19 protein-coding genes and 2 tRNA genes are annotated in these 23,928 nt (G+C 44.4%); 7 read left to right on the top strand and 14 right to left on the bottom strand.

Features of this window, described 5'->3' with window-relative positions; genetic code table 11:
* The first annotated feature begins 299 nt into the window (after positions 1-299).
* Entirely contained in the window at positions 300-1,154 is an 855-nt protein-coding gene (locus tag AAEY79_RS03585) for a methyltransferase domain-containing protein (RefSeq protein ID WP_407074169.1), read from the top strand.
* Between the two features lie 43 nt (positions 1,155-1,197).
* Here AAEY79_RS03585 and AAEY79_RS03580 read toward each other — a convergent pair whose 3' ends face one another.
* The 7 genes from AAEY79_RS03580 to AAEY79_RS03550 all read right to left on the bottom strand — a co-directional run bounded on the left by AAEY79_RS03580 (position 1,198) and on the right by AAEY79_RS03550 (position 11,802).
* Positions 1,198-2,538: an ABC transporter ATP-binding protein gene (locus AAEY79_RS03580; protein WP_025650547.1), complete on the bottom strand. Its 1,341-nt coding sequence runs from the start codon at positions 2,536-2,538 to the stop codon at positions 1,198-1,200.
* A gap of 126 nt (positions 2,539-2,664) precedes the next feature.
* Positions 2,665-4,359, bottom strand: a complete 1,695-nt coding sequence (locus tag AAEY79_RS03575) for an iron ABC transporter permease (RefSeq protein WP_352287273.1) — start codon at positions 4,357-4,359, stop codon at positions 2,665-2,667.
* 158 nt (positions 4,360-4,517) lie between these two features.
* On the bottom strand, positions 4,518-5,642 hold the full coding sequence (locus tag AAEY79_RS03570) for an extracellular solute-binding protein (protein ID WP_101211684.1): 1,125 nt from the start codon (positions 5,640-5,642) through the stop codon (positions 4,518-4,520).
* Positions 5,643-5,899: 257 nt separating this feature from the next.
* Positions 5,900-6,676, bottom strand: coding sequence for a 16S rRNA (uracil(1498)-N(3))-methyltransferase (locus AAEY79_RS03565; RefSeq protein WP_352287270.1), 777 nt, complete (start codon positions 6,674-6,676; stop codon positions 5,900-5,902).
* Positions 6,673-8,367: a 3-deoxy-D-manno-octulosonic acid transferase gene (locus AAEY79_RS03560; RefSeq protein ID WP_352287267.1), complete on the bottom strand. Its 1,695-nt coding sequence runs from the start codon at positions 8,365-8,367 to the stop codon at positions 6,673-6,675. The genes AAEY79_RS03565 and AAEY79_RS03560 overlap by 4 nt, the downstream gene beginning before the upstream one ends.
* A 131-nt stretch (positions 8,368-8,498) precedes the next feature.
* Positions 8,499-10,052 carry a tetratricopeptide repeat protein gene (locus AAEY79_RS03555; protein WP_352287263.1) on the bottom strand — a complete coding sequence of 518 codons (1,554 nt, stop codon included), beginning with the start codon at positions 10,050-10,052 and terminating at the stop codon, positions 8,499-8,501.
* Between the two features lie 112 nt (positions 10,053-10,164).
* On the bottom strand, positions 10,165-11,802 hold the full coding sequence (locus tag AAEY79_RS03550) for a cardiolipin synthase (RefSeq protein WP_201565772.1): 1,638 nt from the start codon (positions 11,800-11,802) through the stop codon (positions 10,165-10,167).
* A gap of 375 nt (positions 11,803-12,177) precedes the next feature.
* On the opposite strand from AAEY79_RS03550, the gene AAEY79_RS03545 reads away from it, so the two are divergent.
* Together AAEY79_RS03545 and AAEY79_RS03540 are read left to right on the top strand one after the other, a co-directional pair.
* A tRNA-Val gene (locus tag AAEY79_RS03545) sits at positions 12,178-12,253 on the top strand.
* A 52-nt stretch (positions 12,254-12,305) separates the two neighbouring features.
* Positions 12,306-12,382, top strand: a tRNA-Asp gene (locus AAEY79_RS03540).
* Positions 12,383-12,818: 436 nt separating this feature from the next.
* Here the strand turns inward: AAEY79_RS03540 and AAEY79_RS03535 are convergent.
* On the bottom strand, positions 12,819-15,092 hold the full coding sequence (locus tag AAEY79_RS03535; protein WP_201576031.1) for a nitric-oxide reductase large subunit: 2,274 nt from the start codon (positions 15,090-15,092) through the stop codon (positions 12,819-12,821).
* Positions 15,093-15,627: 535 nt separating this feature from the next.
* Between AAEY79_RS03535 and AAEY79_RS03530 the strand changes: the two genes are divergently transcribed.
* The 3 genes from AAEY79_RS03530 to AAEY79_RS03520 all read left to right on the top strand — a co-directional run bounded on the left by AAEY79_RS03530 (position 15,628) and on the right by AAEY79_RS03520 (position 18,499).
* On the top strand, positions 15,628-16,011 hold the full coding sequence (locus AAEY79_RS03530) for a DUF1971 domain-containing protein (RefSeq protein WP_101211678.1): 384 nt from the start codon (positions 15,628-15,630) through the stop codon (positions 16,009-16,011).
* 279 nt (positions 16,012-16,290) lie between these two features.
* Positions 16,291-17,292 carry a D-cysteine desulfhydrase family protein gene (locus tag AAEY79_RS03525; protein ID WP_173238957.1) on the top strand — a complete coding sequence of 334 codons (1,002 nt, stop codon included), beginning with the start codon at positions 16,291-16,293 and terminating at the stop codon, positions 17,290-17,292.
* A 241-nt stretch (positions 17,293-17,533) separates the two neighbouring features.
* Positions 17,534-18,499, top strand: coding sequence for an acyltransferase (locus AAEY79_RS03520; RefSeq protein ID WP_173238958.1), 966 nt, complete (start codon positions 17,534-17,536; stop codon positions 18,497-18,499).
* Between the two features lie 113 nt (positions 18,500-18,612).
* On the opposite strand, the gene AAEY79_RS03515 is transcribed toward AAEY79_RS03520, so the two are convergent.
* Positions 18,613-19,521, bottom strand: coding sequence for a pirin family protein (locus AAEY79_RS03515; protein ID WP_201576034.1), 909 nt, complete (start codon positions 19,519-19,521; stop codon positions 18,613-18,615).
* A 463-nt stretch (positions 19,522-19,984) separates the two neighbouring features.
* On the opposite strand from AAEY79_RS03515, the gene AAEY79_RS03510 reads away from it, so the two are divergent.
* Positions 19,985-20,455: a hemerythrin domain-containing protein gene (locus tag AAEY79_RS03510; RefSeq protein ID WP_201565724.1), complete on the top strand. Its 471-nt coding sequence runs from the start codon at positions 19,985-19,987 to the stop codon at positions 20,453-20,455.
* Positions 20,456-20,512: 57 nt separating this feature from the next.
* Here AAEY79_RS03510 and modB read toward each other — a convergent pair whose 3' ends face one another.
* The 5 genes from modB to moaC form a co-directional block, all read right to left on the bottom strand.
* Positions 20,513-21,211, bottom strand: coding sequence for a molybdate ABC transporter permease subunit (gene modB / locus AAEY79_RS03505; protein ID WP_201565726.1), 699 nt, complete (start codon positions 21,209-21,211; stop codon positions 20,513-20,515).
* Between the two features lie 238 nt (positions 21,212-21,449).
* Complete coding sequence (gene modA, locus AAEY79_RS03500) at positions 21,450-22,292, bottom strand: molybdate ABC transporter substrate-binding protein (RefSeq protein WP_201583311.1); 843 nt, start codon at positions 22,290-22,292, stop codon at positions 21,450-21,452.
* A gap of 18 nt (positions 22,293-22,310) precedes the next feature.
* Positions 22,311-22,802, bottom strand: coding sequence for a molybdenum cofactor biosynthesis protein MoaE (locus AAEY79_RS03495; RefSeq protein ID WP_025650562.1), 492 nt, complete (start codon positions 22,800-22,802; stop codon positions 22,311-22,313).
* 50 nt (positions 22,803-22,852) lie between these two features.
* Positions 22,853-23,134, bottom strand: coding sequence for a MoaD/ThiS family protein (locus tag AAEY79_RS03490; protein WP_025650563.1), 282 nt, complete (start codon positions 23,132-23,134; stop codon positions 22,853-22,855).
* A 239-nt stretch (positions 23,135-23,373) separates the two neighbouring features.
* On the bottom strand, positions 23,374-23,880 hold the full coding sequence (gene moaC / locus AAEY79_RS03485; RefSeq protein ID WP_025650565.1) for a cyclic pyranopterin monophosphate synthase MoaC: 507 nt from the start codon (positions 23,878-23,880) through the stop codon (positions 23,374-23,376).
* Between the last annotated feature and the right edge of the window lie 48 nt (positions 23,881-23,928).

Genomic DNA, 23,928 nt, shown 5'->3' with positions numbered 1-23,928 from the left:
TGATACCTTACTATATATACCGTAAAAAGTGAGCAAAAGCTACCGGAAAACATGCTCTTGAACATCACAATTGTCCTCGCAACGCTAATACTTTTAGCCATGAGGTTCACGATACCAGAGAGGTCAGCACTCCTGCTTACATGTCATAGGCTTTGTTTACATGATTTTGCCTTGATACTATCCACCCAACCCCTACTCCTTAGACAGTGTAAACCCTTATGCCAAGTGATATGAAAAACAGTACAAACGACAAGCAAGCAATAACAGAATCTCTGCAACACTCTATCCAAGCAGAAGAGATGCGCAGTGATCGTAGCTTCGATGCGATTGCCGATCATTTTGAAAAAAAGGTCTACGGTGGTCTTAAAGGCGACATTCGGCTGGCAGTATTGCGCCGTGATATCTTTGACTATACGGCGCAGATGAGCAAAGAGCTTGGGCGGCCTTTACGGATTTTAGATGTGGGTGCGGGGCTGGCTCAGATTGCGATTGAGCTTGCCGCTCAAGGCCATAGCGTGGTCATCAATGACATCTCTGCCAATATGTTAGAGAAAGCAAAAGCGAGCACCGCAGAAATCGATAAGAATCTACATATACGCTGGTATGTTTGCCCGTATCAAGCGCTTGAGGACAAATTGGCGATAGATAAACTGGCAATAGACAACTGGCAAAATAAAGGCAGTGGGGCTGATAATACTGAAAACGCAGCTAAGTTTGATTTGATAATGTCACACGCCCTACTCGAATGGCTCGCAGAACCAGCCGCTATCATGGACTTTTTTGACCGCCAATTGGCTGAGCATGGCGCACTGTCGCTCTGCTTTTATAATCCAGCGAGCTTTGACTATCGTAATCTGATTATGGGTAATTTTAATCTGCTCGATAACACGGATTATAAGGCTGACAATAAAAAAAGCCTGACCCCTAATCATCCAGTCGCCAAGGAAGAAGTCGAGTCTTGGTTAGAAGCTCATCATTACCAAACGATTCTAACCAGTGGCTTGCGCGTGTTTCATGATTATGCGCCGCTCAAACGCGGCGGTCACAACGATCCTGATGCAGTCATACGCATGGAGCTACGCTACTCACAACGAGAGCCGTATAAATGGCTAGGTCGCTATCTGCATATCATGGCAACTCGGCAAGTTGCTTAAGTGGAATGATAACGAGCATCTAAAGTAGCGTTTGTTAAAGCGACTATCTGGCTTCTGCCACGCGCTCGGACCGATCGTACTCTGACCACGTCGTCGCATTGATGTCTTTTTCATCAAAGACAACGACATGCTCAAGTATGGGCAAAATCCCAATTTGCGAGCCAATCTCATGATTATGATGACTGGCGACCAAGGACAAAACCGTCTGCCCATCATCGAGTTGCAAGCGATACAGATAATTAGCACCGCGAAAGACACGCCCCACTACTAAAGCGGTTCGGGGACTGTCATCATCATGAATAATATCGTCAGGACGGACCAGCACCTTAATCGGTGTGCCGTTGGGATAGTCGTACTCGCAATACTGCGGCTGTCCCGACTCATCATAGACTTCCATACGACGATAGATATCACCAAGTGCAGTCTCAACGTGACCTTCCTTGATGATGCCGTCTATCATTGCGCCTTCGCCGACGAACTCAGCAACGAACGGACTGACTGGCTCATGATATAGCTCGCTTGGTGTCGCCCATTGTACCAGTCGACCTTTATCCATGACCCCTACTTTATCTGCCAGCGCAAAAGCCTCGTTTTGATCATGAGTCACCAAAATAGCGGTAGTATTGGTACGTTTGAGAATATCGCGGACATTCATGGCCAATGACTCGCGAAGCACCACATCCAAATTAGAAAACGGCTCATCGAGTAGCAAAAGCTTGGGCTTCGGTGCTAACGCGCGTGCCAAAGCAACGCGTTGTTGCTGACCACCTGAGAGCTCATTGGGGCGTTTATTAGCATGCTCCGTCAATTCAACGAGGCTTAGCATCTCAGCCACGCGGGCTTTTTTGTCGGCTGCTGACCATTTATTGAGACCAAAAGCGATGTTTTTCGCCACGCTTAAATGCCCGAATAACGCATAATCTTGAAACACCATGCCCATGCCACGCTTGGCTGGCGCGACGGCGAACGAGGTCGTCGGTGTCTGTTCTGTCAAGCGTTGGTTATTTAAGCCAATCGTGCCGCGCCGACTTTGCTCTAGCCCTGCAATGGCTCGTAATGCTGTGGTCTTGCCGCAGCCGCTATAACCCAAAAAGCAGCCAATCTCACCTTGCTGCAAGCTTAGCGATAGTCCATTAACGATGATGGTATCGTCATAACCGACAATTAAATCTTGGACGCTAAAGTAAGGATTGGTGGCGATATTGGTCTCAGTATGTGCGCTAGAATGACCATCATGCTTAGCGATATTATTATGCTGTACTTGATAGGCTTCATCTGTTGATACTGGTGATTTTTTTACATTGCCAGCACGCACTTCCATTTTAGCCGTAGCCGACTTAGGATTGGCTGGGTCTGTTGAGTCTTTAATCAAGTCAGTATACATAGACGGTACCAGTAAGCTATTAGTGAATAAAACCAATAAATAAAACGGTAAAAATTATGGTGCTAATGAATCCTTGAGCGCGAGCAACTCTGTCTTTAACTTATTAAATAATAAACTGCGCTCAACTTACCTGTGCTTATCACTTTGACGTAGCAATATCCAAACAGGGATAAGACCGACCAGCACAATCAGTAAGCTTGGCAATGCTGCCCTGCCCCACATGCCTTCGCTGGTCATCTCAAACACCCGCACTGCTAGCGTATCCCAGCCCTGCCGCCTTGTCATCAAGGTGATTGGCATCTCTTTCATCACTTCGACAAAGCCCATCAGTAATGCCGTTAGCACCCCAGGGCTGAGTACGGGCAACATCACTTGTCGCCAGCGCTGATAAGGGCTGTCACTGAGCAATTTAGCCGCCGCTTCTTGATTGACAGTCAGTCGTTGTAACTGCCGATCGACTGGCTGAAAGCTTACAGTCATAAAGCGCGTCGATAAAGCAAGGAGCATTACAATCACACTACCAGACAGCACTTGTTGCGAGGTTATACCAAAAGCAATCAGCTGATTGTCAAGCCAAGCAATCGGAATAAATATGCCAACAGCTAATACTGTTCCCGGCACCACATAGCCTAGATTGGATAAAGTGGTCATGAGCTTGGTTGATTTATCAGGATATTGGCGCTTAATCCACGCAATGATGACTGCCAAGCAAGCAATAAAAATGGTGGTCATGCTCGCAATCATGAGACTGTTGGTGACAAAATCAATATAACGAGCGTCAAAATCTTGGCGGAAGTTTAACGCCGTCCAGTAGATGAGCTGCAAGAACGGTATTAAAAAGGCCAGCAAAAACACCAGTGTGCACAGTAACGTCATAGCCAATTTAGCAGACGTGCTGGCTTCAAAACGTTGATTATTGCCTTGAGTCACTGTATTGCCGCGTTTGCCTTGCCAATACTGCTCAAACAATACCACGATAAATACCACACCGATTAACAAAGCGGCCAACTGGGCGGCTGTCGTTAGACTAAAGAAGCCAAACCAAGCCTTATAAATAGCCGTCGTAAAGGTATCAACATTGAAGACTGAAACCGCGCCAAAATCTGCAAGCGTTTCCATACTGGCAAGTAACAAGCCGCCAATGACCCACGGCAAGGCCTGTGGTAATGCCAAGCGAAAAAACACGCGACTGCGGCTTAAACCAAGCATTTGACCCGCTTCAATCGCCCGCCTGCCTTGTGATAAAAAGGCCTGACGCGCCAGCAAATAAACGTAGGGATAAAAAGCCAGTGACAACACCAAGCCTGCGCCCCAGACATTGCGTACCGACGGAATAGCTGTATCGATACCCAGTTCTCGCAAACCTGTCTGTAGCGGTCCACTAAAATCAACAATACCAACGGTGACAAATGCCAGCACATAAGCCGGTATCGCGAGCGGTAGCATCAGAGCCCACGAAAAAAAGCGCTGTCCGGGAAAGCGATACATGCTGGTGAGCCAAGCAAGTGCAGTGCCGATACTGCCAGAAATGACCGTCACCATGACCAATAAAATCGCGGTATTTTTGAAAACTTGCGGCAATACATACTCGCGCATATGCGTCCAGATGTCTGCCACTGGCTGCGTCCATGACAGCAGGACGATGAGAATTGGTACCAGCATAAACAACGAAATCAGTCCTAGGACTGATTTTGAGAGGATACGTTTGCGAACGGCATGGTCTTGACTAACAGCTTGGTTACTATGGTTACCATTATTGCTATTGTTATTGTCGTTGACTGTTTCATCTTGACGAACAGACGCGTCTGGCGTTGTGATCATATCATTATTACCGTGTCATACGCATAGAGATCCTAACTTAGCCAGCGCATACCCAAATAGCACGTTCACACTGTCAAACTCATTTAGCCTACTAAACGTAGTGCTGCATTTGTCTTTTGGCTACTGTGCTTTTTAGGTATGGCAGGGTTTAAGAGGCTCTATTTATAACCTGCTTTGTCCATCATTTGAATCGCTTGGGTTTGCAGCTCGCCAAACTTTTGCACGCTGATGTCGTCTTTTTTGAATTCGCCCCATGATCTGAGCATATCTGACTCATCGACGCCTTCTTTGACTGGATATTCTTTATCAGAGCTGGCGTAGAGACCTTGGGCTTTATCCGACGACAACCATTCCATCAATTTAAGCGCGCCATCAGGATTGTCTGAGTCTGTGACCACACCCGCCCCAGAGATATTCACGTGAGTACCAGTAGTGCCTTGGTTTGCCCAAAAGACTTTGACAGGGAAATTCGGCTGCTCATCGAGCAAGCGACCGTAGTAATAACTATTAGACAAGCCCACTTCACACTGACCGGCAGCGATAGCTTTTAGCATGCTAGTGTCATCACTGAAGACGTCAGTTGCCAAATTATCTACCCAACCACGAATGACGGCTTCGGTTTTTTCTTCGCCTAAGTTTTCAATCATACTGGCAACCAATGACTGGTTATATACAGAGTTTGAGGTGCGCAAACAAAGCTTGCCTTTCCATTTTGGGTCGGCCAAATCTGCATAAGTGGATAACTGGTCGGCGCTGACTTTACTTGGGTCATACATGATAGTACGCGCACGTAATGACAGACCCGTCCACTGACCTTTTGGATCACGATATTTTGCAGGCACATTGGCCTCTAAAACCGTCGATGCCACTGGTTGGAGCAAACCTTGCTCAGCCGCTTGCCATAAATTACCTGCATCTACAGTCAATAGCATATCCGCTGGCGTATTTTTGCCTTCCGCTTGCAAACGTGCCATCAGCGGACCACTCTTATCGGTCACCAGTTCAATATTGACGCCCGTCTCTTTCGTATAGCGGTCTAGCAAGGGCTTGATCAGCTGCTCGTTACGTGATGAGTAGATCGTAATCGTCTGTCCCTCAGCACTCGTCGCGCCATCATTCGCCACTTCTTGCTCGCTACTCGCTGCTGAGCCTTCCGCCTCAACGCTCTCTTCCGTCGTAGAGGAATTGCTACAACCTGCAAGTCCTAACATCATGCCAAATACGGCAATAGGTAAAGTAAGCTTGGTAGAAGGTAAATTTGCGCTGAAAGCTTTCAATGACATAGTTTTCCCCATTAATGGTGCTACAGATAATTGAGATAAAAAATCGTTATCAATCACTAATAATCAAGATTAATAACCGCATAATATCTGAAAACAACATACTAATAGAAATGAGATTAATTATCCATACATTTATTTAACTGGATAAACTGGTATTTATTTGGCTAAACCCTTGCTTTTACAACGCAATTTTTGACTTAATTTCTGCTCAGCAGTTGTTTATTTAATCCATCTTTATCGCTGCTATTGCCCCAAACTTATAATAACCACTGACCTAAAATTGCATTGACTGCTGCTTCAGTACGTAATATGCGTGGACCTATATGCACTGCTTGACAGCCTTGCGCGGTAAGTAGCTCAACCTCATAGTCAATCCAGCCCCCTTCTGCGCCGATACAGACGAGACTGGGTAATGAGGCGCTATTAGATAAGTTGGTGTCTGCAAACAATGTTTTATCTTGACGTGGCTTTGCTAGTCTGTGCTGCTGTACATATTGCGAAAATGACAGATCGCTGTAAGGATGCGCGACAATAGCGCGGTTAGTGATTAGACTTGCCAGCTCATCCTCGACAAAGGGTTTAAAGCGCTTTTGCAAAGTAATGCGCGGGGCAATGCTATCCACCCCTTGTTGTAAGCCTTCTAATACGAACTCATCGAGGCGACTCAACATCGGACTTTGCCAATAGCTCTTTTGTGTACGGTAGCTATTGATAAGGATAATATCACGCACACCAAGCGCCGTCATATCCATTATCAAGCGGCGCAGCACTTTTGGACGTGGCAATGCCAAGATAACAGTCAGATTTAACTTAGCAGGTGGCACAACTGACAATTGGACATCACCTAGCTGAATACAGCGAGCAGCAATCTCCTCAATAATCGCCGTACCAAGATTACCACCGAGTTGCCCGATTTTCAGCGTGTCGCCCACTTTTGCTGCCAATACATGATTGACATGGTTGATTTGCAACAGATTATTGATTATCGCAGAATCTTGCGAAAAATGTTCGGTAGGTAGTAATAGACAGTTCATAGCGTCTCTTGGCTTGCATGCTGCTCAATTACCTTTTCAATCATGGCAAACTGGCGCGTTAATACTGCTTGCTGCTGTACGGTCATCTGCTCGCCAGCTTGCCCTGCCTGTTTGGCTAATAGCGGATGGCTAAGCCAAGACTGTAGTTGATCATAAATGAGCGCCGTATCGTTAGCAGCCAATGAGGATTTTTTGCGCGAGGATTTTTGCTTACCCTTTATCTCTGAACTACTGATATCTGAGCTACTGATAGCTGAATTGGCGATATTTTCATTATTGGTAGCAACATCATTGGCAGCAACATCCTCTATCGTCGTTGGCTTTATCGTAATTGGACGATAAAACGCATTGTTAGGTTGATATAACGCGCCGACACTCGCCAGCTTATCGACCACGCTTTGACATGATTGAGTATGAGGTCCCATTAGCACCGGCGTTGCCACACTCGCTGGCTCAACTGGGTTGTGTCCGCCTACATCGACCAAAGAACCGCCCACCAACGCCACATCCGCCAATGCATACCATGTCATCAGCTCGCTCATGCTATCTGCCAAATAGACTTGCGTGTCCGCATTGATTACTTCTTCGTTACTGCGCCGTGCCATTATCAACGTGCTGTTTTGGATAAGTGTCGCTACTTCATCGAAGCGTTCAGGATGTCTGGGCACGATAATCAATAGCGTATCTGCCAGCGCTGGGTTGGACAATAGCTGCTGCTGTAATGACAGAGCGATGCTTTCTTCACCGCTATGGGTGCTGGCCGCGACCCAAATAGGACGATCAGCTATGCCCAACTCGACGGCAATACCGCTCTTTTGCTTTTGTATAGTGGCACGCTCATGTTCTTTCTTAGCAGCGCTGCTATCAATCGCTTGTACATCATCAGTTTTGCTATCAATCGTTTCATTATTAAGCATTGGTCTATTAATGACCCACTTGAGTGAGCCCGCCACCCGAATTTGCGCACTATGAGCACCCAGCTGGCGAAAGCGTTTGGCAGACTCATTGTCTTGCGCAATAATTAACGTCAGATTTTTCATCATACTGGCGCTGACAGCAGCGATTTTTTGATAGCTTGTAAATGAACTGGCTGATAGACGACCATTGACTAAGATGCTCGGAATACAATGCTCGGATAGCTTGGCTAAAATATTCGCCCACAGTTCGGTCTCTACAAATAAGGCCGCGACTGGCTGCACATGCGCTAAAAACGTCTCAATAACAGCAGGGCTATCTACAGGTACATAGCTATGGCTAAGCCGACCTTGAGCAATGTCAGCAGCGAAACGGCTGGCACCGCGGGCAAAACCTGTCTGCGTGGTATTGGTCAGCCAAATCTGATAACCCTGCGCCAACAGCATGTCAAGCAACGGCGCTACTGTATTGGTTTCACCTAAAGACACCGCGTGGCACCAGATAACGTTATTATCCATCTCAGCTTTATGGTGCATTTCAGCTTTGATATCCGCTGTTGGCGCTGCAGGATAGTGCTTGCCAAAACGCTGCGCCACTTCTTGCTGATAGTTATCGCGCTTGTGTGAGCGTCGCCAGACTTGCAGACGATATAGCGGCTTGAGTAAGCCAATGATACATTGATAATAAAAGGGTGGTTGATACACAGCTCGACTGGATAACGCGTTAGATGGAGACGCGGTAGTAGAGGGCTTGGATGGCGTAGGAGAAGATGGCATAGAACAGCCCAGATTAGTAATGAATCAGATAATACCATTCTCAAAAAACTGATGGTAAAAAACGCGACAATTCTACCTGAATTTTCTGCTTAATAATAAGCTTTTACGCAGTATGAGCTAACAAAAATCGTTTAGACAATAATTAATATTAGCACTGCCATTATTGTGACTATCGCCAGCAACAGCTGATAGCGCTTGATACTGTGTTGCTCTTGCTTTTGTGTCGTTATCAACGCTTGCGCTTGCTGCCACTGCGCCACCAAACTGGCTGCTTCCACGTGACCGTTTTGGGCAGCTTGCTCTAGCCAATACTTACCATTATTGATATCTTGCACTATACCAACCCCTTGGTAATACATCCTACTGAGTAAGCGCTGCGCTCGGCTGTCGTCTTTGCTGGCGGCCTGCTTAACCCATTCAACACCTGCCTCTGTGCCAGTGATTTTATCCGTAGCTAACCCTTCACCGAGTAGCTCATACATCGCTAGACGTAGCATAGCAGCGGTATTATCAGCATGCGCGGCTTCTCGTAGTTTTAACAACGCTTGCTCTTTTGCTGCCAAATGACGCTCTGAAAAACTAACTTGTGCACGTGGTTTGCTTTGCTTGGCAATGTGCTGTTCAAACTGCTCTAGCACTTTACAAGCTTGCTGGTATTCAGCATTACCAGCAGTTTGTGGCTGTTCAATCTCATCTAATTCTATCAATAACTGGCTAAAAATTTCTGGGGTTGGCGAAGGTTTGACAGGGACTGACGGCGAGCGATCTGACTTGGTTTGCGTTAATGCCGGTTCCAATTTAGACAGCTCAGGCTTTATCTCACCTTGTTGTTCATTCGATAAGTCTTTATTGCTTAGTCGATCCAATATTTGTGGAGCAGTAGCTTCATTCAAAGCATTTTTATTCAAATCAGCTCTATTTAAAGCATCTGCTGATGTAGCCGTTATATTCTGCTTTACTAAAGAGTGTTCACTAGTAGCGACTGTCTGAGAACTACTCTTCATGCGAATCGGGCTTAAACCTGCTTTTAAATTTGTATTGGGATTCGAAGCTGTATGGGACGTAATATCAGCTTTATTATTCTGATGGCTCGTTGCAGACGTGTGATTATTGCCAGCGCTTGGCAATCTGGCACTGACCGCTTGATACAAGCCACTAGCAACTTGCCCGCCTTGTACAGCGACAAACGGCCGGTCAATATGACCGAACAAACGCAACCCTACTGGTTCTAGGGCAAAAAATATCGGTGAGTTGACACTGTCATTAATATTGGCATTGTTATTGTCGCCATACAGTACTGCCATATGCTGATAAAAGTCATCGGCGCTCAGTGACCATGTTGGATAGCGTTTGCGCAGCTCGAACTGACCATACCAATGCGCTGTGGTTTGCCAGTGCCGTGCCAATACTTGGCCTGCATAAAACGCTAAAAACATCATGAAATTGCGATAACGTTCATCCGTTAGCAGCGTCTCTTCATCCCAATGACCCGCTTTAATCAAATCGCGACGTATCTGCGACAGCAAGGTGTCTATCCGTTGCAAGCTTGCCAGCGACTCATCCAAAACGCAATCACGTAGCTGAGTTTCGTAGGCAATGCCGCCTGCGACCGGACGATTCGCTAAGAAATCTTGCCAATAGCCTGCGGCGATATAATCAAGTGGCGTTAAAGGCGATGCAGACATAAGGCAAGCGTGTCCTTTTACAGTTCAATAGGTCATGAATAGGATGACATCGTTATGATGGCGACAGTAATGCAATGTGTAGATAGTTTACCTTAACCTAAAAGTTAAGGCGCTACAATAAAGGACTAAACAAGCGTACCACATTATCGAACAAACGCTCATAACCTGCACGCTGCTGCCATTCGGCTAAAGTCAAAAAATGACAGCTTTGCAGATAAGTCTCTTGGCAGTCAGTGATTTGAGCGACCATTTCTGGGGTATAAATCGCCAAGCTGACTTCCATATTGAGATAAAAGCTGCGCATATCGATATTTACCGTACCGAACAAACAGTAATCATCATCGATGACCACAGTTTTAGCATGCAGCAGCCCGCCTTTAAATAGCGCAATGGTCACACCTGCCTCTAGTAACTCCTCATAATACGCTTGGGATGCATGCTGTACTAAAAACGAATCAACCTTTTCGGGAACGATAATCGTCACCTCTACCCCGCGCTTAGCCGCGATCGTCAGCGCACTTGATAGCGCCTCATCAGGCACAAAGTACGGCGTGGTAATACAAATACGTTTGTTGGCGCGATGAATAACCGTCACCAATGTATTGTAAATAACATGCGCCGTCACCTGTGGTGCAGAAGGTATCAACTGCGCGACCACGCCTTCTATTATAGGCATCTGAGGTATGACTATCGACGTTGAGCCCGTATGTAGCGGCTCATCAGCGGCGATACTATCACCTAAGAACTTCACCCGGCTATTGATGTCATTGATGGTCGGATCCATCACATATAGTTTACGGGTATAGTTATTTATCCGCTGGTTTAGCTCGTCTAGATTGTTTTTGTTTTCAGCACCGATATCGGTAACCACCACCTTGGCCATCGCCGTCGCTATACTAATGGTACGATGGCTAACGCTACGTATCGCCACATCGATCCACTGTCCGACGTTTTTGTTTTGTTTAAAAAACTTAGGATCGACTAAATTAAAGCTGCCGGTATAACCAATGTATTCATCAATGACCACCATCTTGCGGTGGTTACGCAGATCTGAACGTTTAAATAAGGTCTTGAACAAGCCTACTGGTAGCGACTGATGGACAAAGGCACCCGCGCGCTCTAACATTCGGTGCTCATTGCTGTTAAAAAAGCTGAAACTGCCAACACTATCCGCCAATATATGACACTCGACCCCGCGCTGTACGGCAGCGACCAATGCCTCTATCACCTCTACCACCTGCCCCTTCGGATAGATAATATAAAACTCCATCAAGATGATGCTCTTTGCTGACTCAATATCATCGATCAAACGCTTAAAAATAGCGTTGGGCGCGGTTAATAGCTGCATCTGATGATCGGAGAACACCCCAAAGCCTGTCCAGCGCGTCCCTATTTGGCTGACACCGCGATAGTTGTCGGGCAACAAATCTTGCCCCTTGTCAAAGACCAAATGCTCCCGCTTTGCCATATCATTCATCAGCAGGCTGGCTTGATCCACGCGTTCACGATAGCGGCGTCCGATCATTGGCTCACCCAGCAATATATAGGCAATAAATCCTACCACAGGCAAGGTATAAAGCACGGCAACCCAAGCAATCGATACACCAATATTGCGCTGTACCGATACAATCCGTAGCGTCATTAATATCATGAGCACGACATGTAATATCAGTCCCAATTCTGCAAAGTCGCCAAAAGACCATGTCGTAAAGTACTTTTCAATAGCAAAAGTGTCTATGCCCGCCTCCATCAACCAATCAATTAATACCAATCAAATAATTCAATACATGCACGTGCCACAAAGCATTATCAGTATAATAGCTTTTAGCACACACACAATAGGTAACTGTGTAGCCACTATATGGGCTAAACAAGCGCTACAATGACGACCATAAAACTAGGATAATCATCAATTTATAAAATACTTAAAATAATATTTGACAGGCAGGTGTAAATCTATATAATACACACCCACAGCAAGGGGCTTTAATTAAGTTCTATGTTGTTGAAAGTTTTTATGATTCTAGAGCGTGACACCTTTAGATAGTAGAACTTTTAAGAAATCCTATTTAAAGGATTTCTCTTGCGAAGCTAAAATTGCAGTGCAATTTTTATACGCTTCTCAGGGTGATTAGCTCAGTTGGTAGAGCGTCTGCCTTACACGCAGAATGTCGGCGGTTCGAATCCGTCATCACCCACCACTCTTTTTAGCGAGTGTCTCTGTAATAAGAGAAGATGCTAAAAACGACCTAAGCAGCGGTAGTTCAGTTGGTTAGAATACCGGCCTGTCACGCCGGGGGTCGCGGGTTCGAGTCCCGTCCGCTGCGCCATATTTAAAACGAATTCGGATGTTAAATCTGAGCAAGTTTCGCCTCAAACATAACTTTGTTTGAGGTTTTTTTGTGTCTGAATTTCCACTTAAACCTTTTCTTTATAAGGGTTGGATGCTTTCTCTCTTTTCACCTTTACCAAAAAATCTACTCTTCAAAAATGCATGAATGATAAGTTTTTGCACATGCACTCTATCTTGTGGAAGTCGGTGACCAATTTCTCAGGGACCAAACGGTGACCATTTTGTGACCATGATGGTTAAAGTTTGGTGGTAGTGACCCTTAATTTAGCAAATCTATGTATGAAGAGGTTTAGTGAAAAATCCATAACTTCGTGATAAAACCCTTCTAAAAACCAGTTTCAAAATAATAAAAATCCCCGCTACTAGACAGGGATTTTTACTCAAACACTATCTTCAATACCTACGCCCTATCATCAATCGTTCACTGGTTTGTTCGGCTGATAATTAGAGTGTGACGGTTTTGCAAACGCCAGTTTGACCACCTGCAATGCCACACAAATAGCACCAATGATAAAGATGACATCGGCAAAGGTACGGACCCAACGTAACGTTTGTAACAAGTCTTGTTGTAAGAAGCCCTCACTACGCGCGTACCATAAACCTTCGGTCATGGAAGCATGCGCTTGGAAGATACCGATGGGTAGCAAGCTGGTCGCAATCATCAATACCAAGCCTATATTTAATGCCCAAAAGCCAGTTTTGATGAGCTTTTCACTAAAAATATAGTCTGGACGAATATATCGCATTACCAGTAATACAAAACCAATCGCTAAAAATCCATATACCCCGAACAGTGCAGCATGTGAATGCACGGCAGTGGTATTTAATCCTTGTAGGTAGAATAATGATACCGGTGGATTAATCATAAAGCCAAACACCCCAGCCCCTAACATATTCCAGAAGGCGACCGCGACGAAGCACATGATAGGCCATTTTAATTTATTCATCCATGGCGCTTGACGCTGCATAGACCAATGCTCATAGCCTTCATAACCTAAGACCACTAATGGCACCACTTCTAACGCACTGAATGATGCACCGATTGCCATCACCGGTGTGGTCGTGCCGGAATAATACAAATGATGGAATGTGCCTGGTACACCGCCAAGCAGGAATAGCGCGGCAGAGGCAATAGAGCTGGCTGTGGCGATTTTCTTATTCACCAAGCCCAAGTTATAAAAAATAAAAGCAAGCGAGACCGTAGCGAATACTTCAAAGAAACCCTCTACCCATAAATGCACAACCCACCAGCGCCAGTATTCCATGATGGTTAAATGGGTGCGCTCACCATAGAACAAGCCTGCACCATAAAATAAGCCAACACAAACGACGGAGGCAAAGAAGATAGCGAGTAAGTTTTTATCACCTTGTTCTTTAAAGGCAGGTAAACAACCACGGGTCATTAATAACAGCCAAAACAGTACGGCAACCCATTTTAAAATCTGCCAAAATCTGCCTAGGTCAATATACTCATAGCCTTGATGTCCAAACCAAAAGTTATATTTTGCGGGTAATATATCCGCTAAAGCAAAATACTGACCGGCGAAAGATCCCACTACCACGATAATTAATGAAAACCATAATATATCGACGCCTAGTTTTTGATATTTAGGATCTTTACCACCATTGATAAGCGGTGTCAAAAATAGCCCTGCCATCAAAAATGCAGTGGCAATCCAAAATAAGGCCGACTGAATATGCCAAGTACGCACTAGCGCATAGGGGAAAAAGTCTGCAACCGGAATACCATAAAACTCTTGACCTTCGACCGTATAATGTGCGACAAAACCGCCGATAAACACCTGAAATACAAACAGTGCCACCACTAAAAAGCCGTATTTTGCTAGCGCCTTTTGAGAAGGGGTTAAAGCAACTTTGGTTAATGGGTCAACGTCTGGCGTTATCTGCTTGACGTCTTCTTCTTGACGTAAGAAAGACCATCCCCAAATTAAAAACCCTACCCCAGCGATTAAAAAGACAATACTGGCGATAGACCACATAATATTTTCTGACGTCGGTACGTTATCGATAAGCGGCTCATGCGGCCAGTTATTCGTATAGGTAGCATCAGTGCCGGGACGTTCAGCAGAAGCAATCCATGCTGTCCAAAAGAAAAAATTGGTCAGTTTTTGTCTATCAGCAGCATCCGTTATGGTGTTGTTCTTCATCGCAAAGTTCTCTCGAGACTCTTGCAATGCAGGGTCATCACCATACAAGCTCATATAATAAGGCGCTATCTGATTGATAGCGGCAATCCGCGTGTCTGATAGCACGACTTGCTCGCTATCATTGACCACGCTACCACGATATTCTTTTTTCAGCTGCGCGTTCAATACCGCTTTTTGATCATCAGATGCGTCAGAAAAATTACTGCCATATAGCTCTTGTGATCTGATATCCAACCACGCTACCAGCTCTCTATGCAGCCAGTCCGCGGTCCAATCTGGCGCTTGATAAGCACCATGGCCCAATACCGAACCAAGCTGCTGACCGCCTGTGCGCTGCCATGCAGACTGACCATCTAAGATATCCTCTTCTGTTAATAAAACCTGACCAGTAGTATCGACATACTGATCTGGTATTGGTGGTGCTGTGCGATAGATTTCAACACCGCCCCACCCTAAAAATATAAATGTCACGATTAGCACGGCCAGTAAACCGAACCAATACTTCTTGTACTCACCCATGTCTCGCTCCTCCTTGCAAATAGGTCATAACCCTTAAAAATATATTAATAATGAATGTTTAAGGGTGTTTTAAGGCATCACTTATTTAAAATATAGTTGAATCACTATAAAAAAATACAGTGCTGCTGGGATGAATTTTGCGCAGCCTCTGTCAGCGCAGACACAGCACGCAAGTAAAATTTATACCAGTAGCACTGGTAATATTAGCGTATCGATTTTATGTCGAATTGACTATATGATTCCTATACTGCTAATAAGTCATGCGGTTAAATAGCTAACACCTAAGGTTATTTCAATAATCAGCAACACTGCTGTCTCAGTAATCGCAGTCCACCAAAGCCTTAAAAATAAATTATAACATTCATTTTAAATGAATGTTATAATTTATCTCAACAACATTTGATTTAATTTTAAAAACTATTCAAGCTGATCGTATAATTGTTGAAACAAGTCAATGCTACATCTGCTAATGCTAAGCTTAATGATTATTAAAATTTGATAAAAATCACTTTGTTTACTCAATCAAGGAGTTCTCATGAACCATATAATCATCCCCAGTCATTGGAAAGTAAAACGCTCTACCCATTTCTTTACCAAGGATAAAGTACCCAAAGCCCTACTCACTCACCACAATACTGCGGAGGGCGTGTATGGTCAGATTTGTGTCATGCAAGGAGAGGTCACTTTTTACGGATTTGCCAATGAAGCAGCCACCGAACCAGAGCAAACCATCGTCATTAAAGCGGGACAGTTTGCAGTTAGTCCGCCACAGTATTGGCATCGAGTAGAGCTGAGTGAAGATGCTCAGTTTAATATTAATTTTTGGACAGAGGGCGATACGGCTAATAAGTCACTGTTTAACGCCTCTAAGATTCACAGCAAACCTATCGAAGCCTTGTTTGATAAGCCAAATGAATAAAATTGGTCTGATACCTATTTTTCTAGAAATTGAAGATAAGACAGTGTTTTTACTTAATGCCTATTCTCTATGGATTGAAACGGTCTCTATGGATTAAAACGGGCAACTTGGGCTAGGACGTGTCATCAATGAGCCGACCTATCTATCAAAATTATATATTTAGTGCTCTAAAAACAGCTATTCTGATAGCTAAATATTGTATGGTATTAATATTCAATAATTACTATCATGGGATAGCTTCCAAGCTCATAATTTCTCTACCCATAAAGCGAATAACACATGGACTATAACCACATACCCAGACAATCATTAGGCTTCTTCCCCACCCCTTTGATAGAGCTCACCAGATTGAGTGACAAACTCGGCGGCCCTACTATCTTTATGAAACGAGATGACAATACAGGATTGGCATTGGGTGGCAACAAAACCCGTAAGCTTGAATTTATAATGGGTGACGCCCTTGCTCAGGGTGCTGATTGCGTGATTACGGCAGGCGCTGCACAATCTAATCATTGTCGCCAAACTGCTGCTGCCGTTGCAAGCTTGGGACTTGACTGCCATTTAGTATTAGGTGGAGAAGAACCTGAGCAAGCAAGTGGCAATTTATTATTGGATAAGATTTTCGGGTGTCATATTCATTGGGCAGGCGCTCATCGCAAAGGGGAAGACATTCCTAAAATCGTCGAACAGTTAAAAACACAAGGCAAAAAACCCTACGTCATCCCTTATGGTGGTTCCAATGAATTGGGTGCTTTGGCCTTTGTAGAAGCCTTTAAAGAGTTAGAGTCGCAACGTACCAGCATGGACGTCTCATTTACTCATATTGTTTTTGCCTCTAGCTCTGGTGCGACACAAGCCGGCTTGATGCTTGGCAAGAAAATGCTCAACTCGCCTGCGCAAATCGTGGGTATCAATATCGATAAAGGCGAAACAGACAAAGTGCCATTTGATCAGTATACCGTCGCGCTTGCCAATAGCACCGCTGCCCTTATCGCAGCCGACCATCAATTTTCAGAGAGCGATTTAATACTTAACTCTGATTATGTAGGCGGCGGTTATGGCGTGGTTGGTGCTTTGGAAAACGAAGCCATTGAGATGACTGCGCAAACAGAGGGAATCTTGTTAGATCCTGTTTATACGGGTCGTGCGATGGGCGGGTTAATAGATATGATTCGCACAGGTAAAATTAAGCAAACGGATCGTGTGTTATTTTGGCATACGGGCGGTGCTCCCGCTTTGTTCGCTTACTCAAGTGCGTTAGAGATTACTCAAAAACGCTAGAAAATATCGTCAGCAAGTGGATAATGATAGCTCAATTCTTCTCAAGTCCAGTTTATACGCTCATAAAAACCAGATATAGTCAGTACCCTATAAATCAGATATGGTCTCAGGCTCGTTTAGTCTACTATTTGTAGTGCTTTCACCCGCCTTCCTTGTATCCAAATTATATTTAACCGACTATGGTTAACGCGCGTTCAGTGAACTGGAGTCATTATCAGTTAGTAGAATAAAAGGATTTAATATGCGACTGTCATCATTCATGCAAAAAATGCACAAACGCAACCCTAAACTTGGCAAAGTTGCCTCGCTTGCAACGGCCACAGGGGTACTTGCTGGTAACAGCCTAATCGTTGCACTACCGGTATGGCTAATGGGTGCTACTAAAGTCGTGACCGGTGCCGCGATCGCTGATGACACGATGATCAAAGTGACTAACTATTGGATAAATAGTAATAACGCCTTAATCGATAATATCTTGCCGGAGAAAGACTGGCGCATCAGCCTACCTGACGACGTCAATACCCAAGGCAAGTATCTACTGATGAGCAACCATCAGTCATGGGTAGATACCAGTATCGTGCAATACATTAGTGAAAACCGCTTGCCATTAACGCGCTTTTTTACCAAGTTTGAGCTGATATACATTCCTGTTATCGGCCAAGCGTTTTATTTTTTAGACTTTCCTATGATGCGTCGCCATTCTAAAGAGGCAATTGCTAAAAACCCAGCTTTACAAGGCAAAGATATCGAAGAAGCCAAACGCGCATGCGCCCTACTCAAAGACAAACCTTTTACCTTATTGAACTATTTAGAAGGCACGCGCTTTACCCAAGACAAGCATGACAAACAGCAGTCACCTTACAAGTATCTCCTCAAGCCACGTGCGGGCGGTTTATCATTAGCAATTAATGCGTTGGGTAAAGAGATGGATGGCATCTTGGATATGACCATCGTATATCCTGATGGGGTGCCGACTTACAGTGATCTGTGGAAAGGCAATATCAAACGCTTAGGTGTCGACGTACGACATGTCGAGATACCTGATGCGCTCTTTGATGCGGTCAAAAATGGCGGTTATGAGAATGATGAGGCCATCAAGGCGCAGATGTTTGCTTGGATAGAAGAGATGTGGCAGCAAAAAGACAAGCGCATTAGCGCTATGCTGGCTGAATTTGAAGCAACTCCTGCTAGTGGAAGTGCTGAATAAAAAACGTAAATAATCCACCCTATCATTCTTAGTATTCAATAAAGAAGCCCGCTAAAATTAATTTAGCGGGCTTTGCTACTTTATCATTAACGCGTTGATACTCACAATCACGCTTAAGCAGGTTGTCCAAACTTGCCATTGTGAAAGTCATTGACCGCCTGATGTAGCTCGGCTTCAGTATTCATCACAAACGGCCCCATGCGAGCGACTGGCTCGTTAAGCGGCTGGCCTGCGATTAACAAAAACCGCGCGCCATCATTAGCGCTATCCACAGTAACAGTATCACCTTTGGTTAATACAGCAAGGTTTTTGGCACGTACCGTATTATTTTTGCTGACATTTCCTTCAGCATCTCGTACTTGTAACTCACCCTCTACCACGTAGATAAAGGCATTGTGCTCGCTTGCCAAAGCCTGCTCAAAGCTGGTATTAGCCGGTAAGGTAACATCCAAGTACGTCGGATAAGTATAGTTATTGATAACAGGTCCAACCGTACCTTCGCTAGTCTCACCAGCGATGACGCGAATTTCGGTGCCATTGTCGCGGCACTCAAGTGGCGTCGACTCTGGTGGAAACTCTTGATAATTCGGCTCACTCATTTTAGCGCTGGCAGGCAAGTTGACCCATAGCTGAAAGCCTTTTAACAAGCCCTCTTCTTGTTCTGGCATCTCTGAATGCAAGATGCCACGCCCAGCGCTCATCCACTGCACACCGCCCGGCTCGATGACACCTTCATTACCTGCATTGTCTTTATGACGCATACGACCATTGAGCAGATAGGTCACGGTCTCAAAGCCGCGATGCGGATGGGTAGGAAAGCCTGCCACATAATCATCAGCATCATCGCTCTCAAAGCAATCTAACATCAAAAACGGATCCAACGTATCCAGATGCGGCGTGCCAATAATACGCGTGAGCTTCACGCCAGCGCCATCAGAGGTTGGCATGCCAGGTAGTTGATGCATCACGGTACGGTGTTGTAGTGGGGTAAGATTATCATTGATTTTATTTGTAGTAGTCATAATCATCTTCCTATGTTTTTGCTCGGTTGTCTTTATTCGATAACACTATTATAGGTGTTGACGACCCGCAAATAAACAGGGGTAAACGCAAATTATAGTTCTTATTTTTAGAACAATACTTGTCGTTTGGAGCAGTTTCTCAAAATTATTAGGCCTTTTTAAAATAGAGCCAATGCAAAGACGACTCTATAGTCAATTTTACATAAAATCGATAAGCTGATATTACCAGTGCTATTGGTTTTATAGTAATTCAATTATATTTATATAATACTAGGGCGTGTCCTCATTTGAAAAGTAGAGATAAAAATGAAATAACAACCTGCCTTGATGCTTGTGTATGCTGATAGTAACAGCATCATGATTTTTAGAATGACAGTATTAAAAATAAAAGCTTTTGAAATAAAAGCTTTTATTTCAAAAGTATTTTACCTAATCGTTTGTAGACTTATGAAGGGGTCCAATTATGAAACGTGCCAATCAATTACAGCCATTATCTCGCCAGCATCACCTTGGTCTCAACTTGTCTCGTCATGCGAAAGAATGCGCTGACACGACTGACGAGATTGCCAAGCACTGGCATAATCTCACCGCTTATATCGACGATATGCAATATCATTTTCAGATTGAAGACAATTTAATTGCCAACGCCCTAGAGCCTTATCGAGCATCTCAACCTGAAGTAGCATCGGTATTAGAGACGCTTACTGGTCAGCATAAACGCTTGCAGACCCTGATAGATACGGGACAAAAAACAGCGAGTCAGTCTATAACGACAGAACAAGTTAGAGAGCTTGGCACGTTACTATACGACCATATTCGTTTTGAGGAGCGCGAACTATATCCTGTCGTAGAAAAGTATCTAACAGAGGATGAGCTAGATGCTGTTTATCAAACAAGCCCAGACAGTATTAAGCGCTCAGATGAGAATCGCTAGAAATTATAGTGTTTCAAAAATGCTGTTTGCGTCGCTTCTATCGACGTTAATCGAGCATCAGCGTTGATTTAGCTTATTGACAGTGGCAATCAAGGCGACCATGATCACACCAATGATAATAAGAATGCCGGACATCATATGTGCAGCTTCATAATTCAGTGCCTCGACTTGCTCATAGATAGCAATCGAGACGACTTTGGTCTCACCGGAGATACTGCCACCTATCATCAATACCACGCCGAACTCGCCAATGGTATGGGCAAAGCTAATTAAGCTGCCAAGAATGATACCAACGCGCGCTTGTGGCAATGCCACTTTCGTAAATCGCCTGAGACGACTGGTTTCTAATAAATGTGCCACTTCGATGACGCTTGGTGGAATGCGTAAAAACTGAGCGTAGACAGGCTGAATATAAAAGGGCAACGAGTAAATAATAGAGCCGATGACAAGCCCTTCAAAGGTAAAGATGAATGGGCTGATGTTATGCTCAGCGAGCCATCTACCGATACCGACGTTGGGGCTTAATAGCAGTAATAAATAAAAGCCAATCACGGTAGGCGGTAATACCAACGGCAACGCGATAACGCCCATTAGTAAGACTTTAAAACGGCTAAGTACGCGGCCACGGCTGGGTTTGGCGAGCCAATAAGCAATAGGCGTGGCAAACAGTAATAAGCACAAGGTAGTCACACTAGCGAGCTTAATGCTCACCCACAATGGACTGAGCATGTCTGCCATAAGAGATTGGGCTATCATAACGTCACTGCTCTTTCTTGGTCGTTGCTAGCCGTTACTGATCGTAACAAGTAATATAGTCAAAATATCCTAAAAACGTGACGGTATTGCTGATGTATCGATATTACTTTTCACTGGCCATATCATTTACAAAAATTAAAGTAGCAAGGAAAAATAGTACAAGTACTACACCTGATAGGTTAAGCGATTTTGACACAGCTAATCATATTTTTGGGTTTGATATAAGGATAATGCTTGGTTATTTAACCATTAAATAGCCGGCTTGCGAGAAATAGTGTTGTCCTGCTTTTGAGCGCAAATAATCAGTAAAATCTGCGGCGATGGGTGCGTCACTGATGACAATTCCATCTTGCAAAATTGCTGGATAAGAGGCTGGTGCTAACGTGATAAATCGTTCAGGTTTGGCCTTAATTGCTATAACTTGTGATTGTGCGACAAAACCATAATCCACACTGCCCGTATGCGCATATTGAAATGCTTGGCCAATATTTTCGGCCTGTATCAGGCGTTTTTGCTTATTTAGGCTATCGTATAAATTTTGCGATTTTAGATAGGTTTGTGCAGAGGCGCCATAAGGGGCAAGTTCGGGGTTAGCAATGGCTATTTTGCCGTTAGCATCATTTATAAGTAAGTCACTCAATGCTGCCGGATCAGATTTGTCCAACGACTTAGTCAGGCTATATAAGGCTAACTGACCTTGCGTATAAGTAAATGGTGTATAACTCTCATTATTTTTATCGTTGTCTACGACTCTTTCAGCCGCCAGTTTGGCAGGGAATTCTTGATTGGCAGATAAGAATATATCGTAAGGTGCGCCTGCTTTTATTTGCGCGTATAACTTGCCTGACGAGGCATAAGTCACATCAATATCCTGCGCCACTAAATTTTTATCTACTTTATAACCATCAACAATTTGAGGCAACACATCCGATAAATTGGCAGCAGCAGCAATACGTAGGGTTTGGGTTTGCTCAGGTGTCTGGCTAGCAGAATCCGTGTCAACCGTATTTTCTGCTGTGCAAGCGCTTAACGCTACTAGTAAAAACGCAGAGATAGGTGTCACCGCCATCAACTTAGCCATTACTAACCATCCTCGTTCTTAACCATTGTTACTAAGCCACTTGGAAACATCATTGTCGTAGTATTCTTGCTTCCAAACCGGAATATCTGCCTTAATTGTATCGAGTATCCAGCGGCAAGCATCAAAAGCGGGATAACGATGGGCAGAAACCACACCAACCCACACAGCGACATCGCCTATCTCTAAAGCACCGATACGATGAATGGCAATGGCATGAGTGATTTCAAAACGCTTTTTAGCTTCTTCGATAATTGCGCGACCTTGATTCAGCGCTAAGTCTTCATAACCATAATAGGTCAAGCGTTCAACACTAGTGGCATTATTATGATTACGCACTCTGCCTTCAAAGCAAACAAAAGCACCGCAGCTATCATCATCGAGGGTATTTTTTAGTCGACCTTCATCAATCGCTACGTCTAATAACGCAAAGCCATCACGCTCAGCGATTAGGTAGGCTTCATCGATACTACGCTTGATACTCATTGAGTGGCTGTGGACGTTATCTGTCATTTGATGTCTCTATTTGCTGTCTTTTTAATTAGGAAGCGATCTACTAAAATTTAACCACCCGCAACTGGGGTGATAAATACCACACTATCACCATCATAGATCTGGTCTGTCCATTTAGCAAAGTAATCATTTACCGCCACGCGTAGCTCTGCCTGCGGGCGACTAAAGCGATGCTTTTGACTGAGTTGTTCGTATAGCTCAGTCAATGAGGTCGACTGCTCAACGCTGACCGCTTCTTCTTGGCAGTTGGCTTCATCCGCTAAGCTGGCGAAATACAAGACGTTGATAGTCATCGTTGCTTCAGTGTTTGGTGCTACGTCAATATTACTCATAAAAACCTTCCATTCTGTGCAAACTATCGAGCGTTATACCTATAGTCAGTTAAAAGTAATATCGACACATCACGCACTGCTGATATCTATTTTTTTTGCTTGCTATGCCTGCGCAGACAGAGGCTTCAAAAAATTGATATCAGCAGTACCGTAGCGATTTTAGGATATTTTGACTATATATTACTGCTTATCTGGTAATGCTCATCGTTATAAAAAACTTCATTATTCTAAGTGTGATTTTAAGCATGACGATAGTCTGATTTTCCACCTGTTTTTGTCACCAAATGAATATTATCAATAACGATATCATGCGATAGCGCTTTGGTCATATCGTAGATGGTCAAACAAGCAATGCTAACGGCGGTTAAGGCTTCCATCTCGACCCCAGTTTTATGCGTGACTTTGACAGTGCCGCTGACGATAATGGCATTTAGGTCGTCATCATAAGCAAAGGCTAGACCAATCTTGTCTAGCGGCAATGGATGACACAGTGGAATCAAATCGTGGGTGCGCTTGGCGGCCATAATACCGGCGATATGCGCCGTCTGAGTAATGCTACCCTTTTTGGTCATACCATCAGCAGCTTTGATTTGCGCATAAATCTCGCTTGGGAAACGCACTTGTCCGACTGCATTGGCTTCTCGCGTCGTTGCCGTCTTGCCACTGACATCAACCATGGTAATATCGCCGTTGCCGTCTAGATGCGATAAGCTAGATTGTCTGCTTTCCTGATTATTGCTATTCATTGCTAATGTCTCTTGATAAGGTCTCTTGATAAAGTCTCTTGATAAAGT

Source organism: Psychrobacter sp. GW64-MNA-CIBAN-0177 (genome assembly GCF_040309585.1).
Taxonomy (GTDB): Bacteria; Pseudomonadota; Gammaproteobacteria; order Pseudomonadales; family Moraxellaceae; genus Psychrobacter; species Psychrobacter okhotskensis.
Note: the sequence above shows the minus strand (reverse complement) of the source record. Positions and strands in the feature narration are given on the sequence as shown.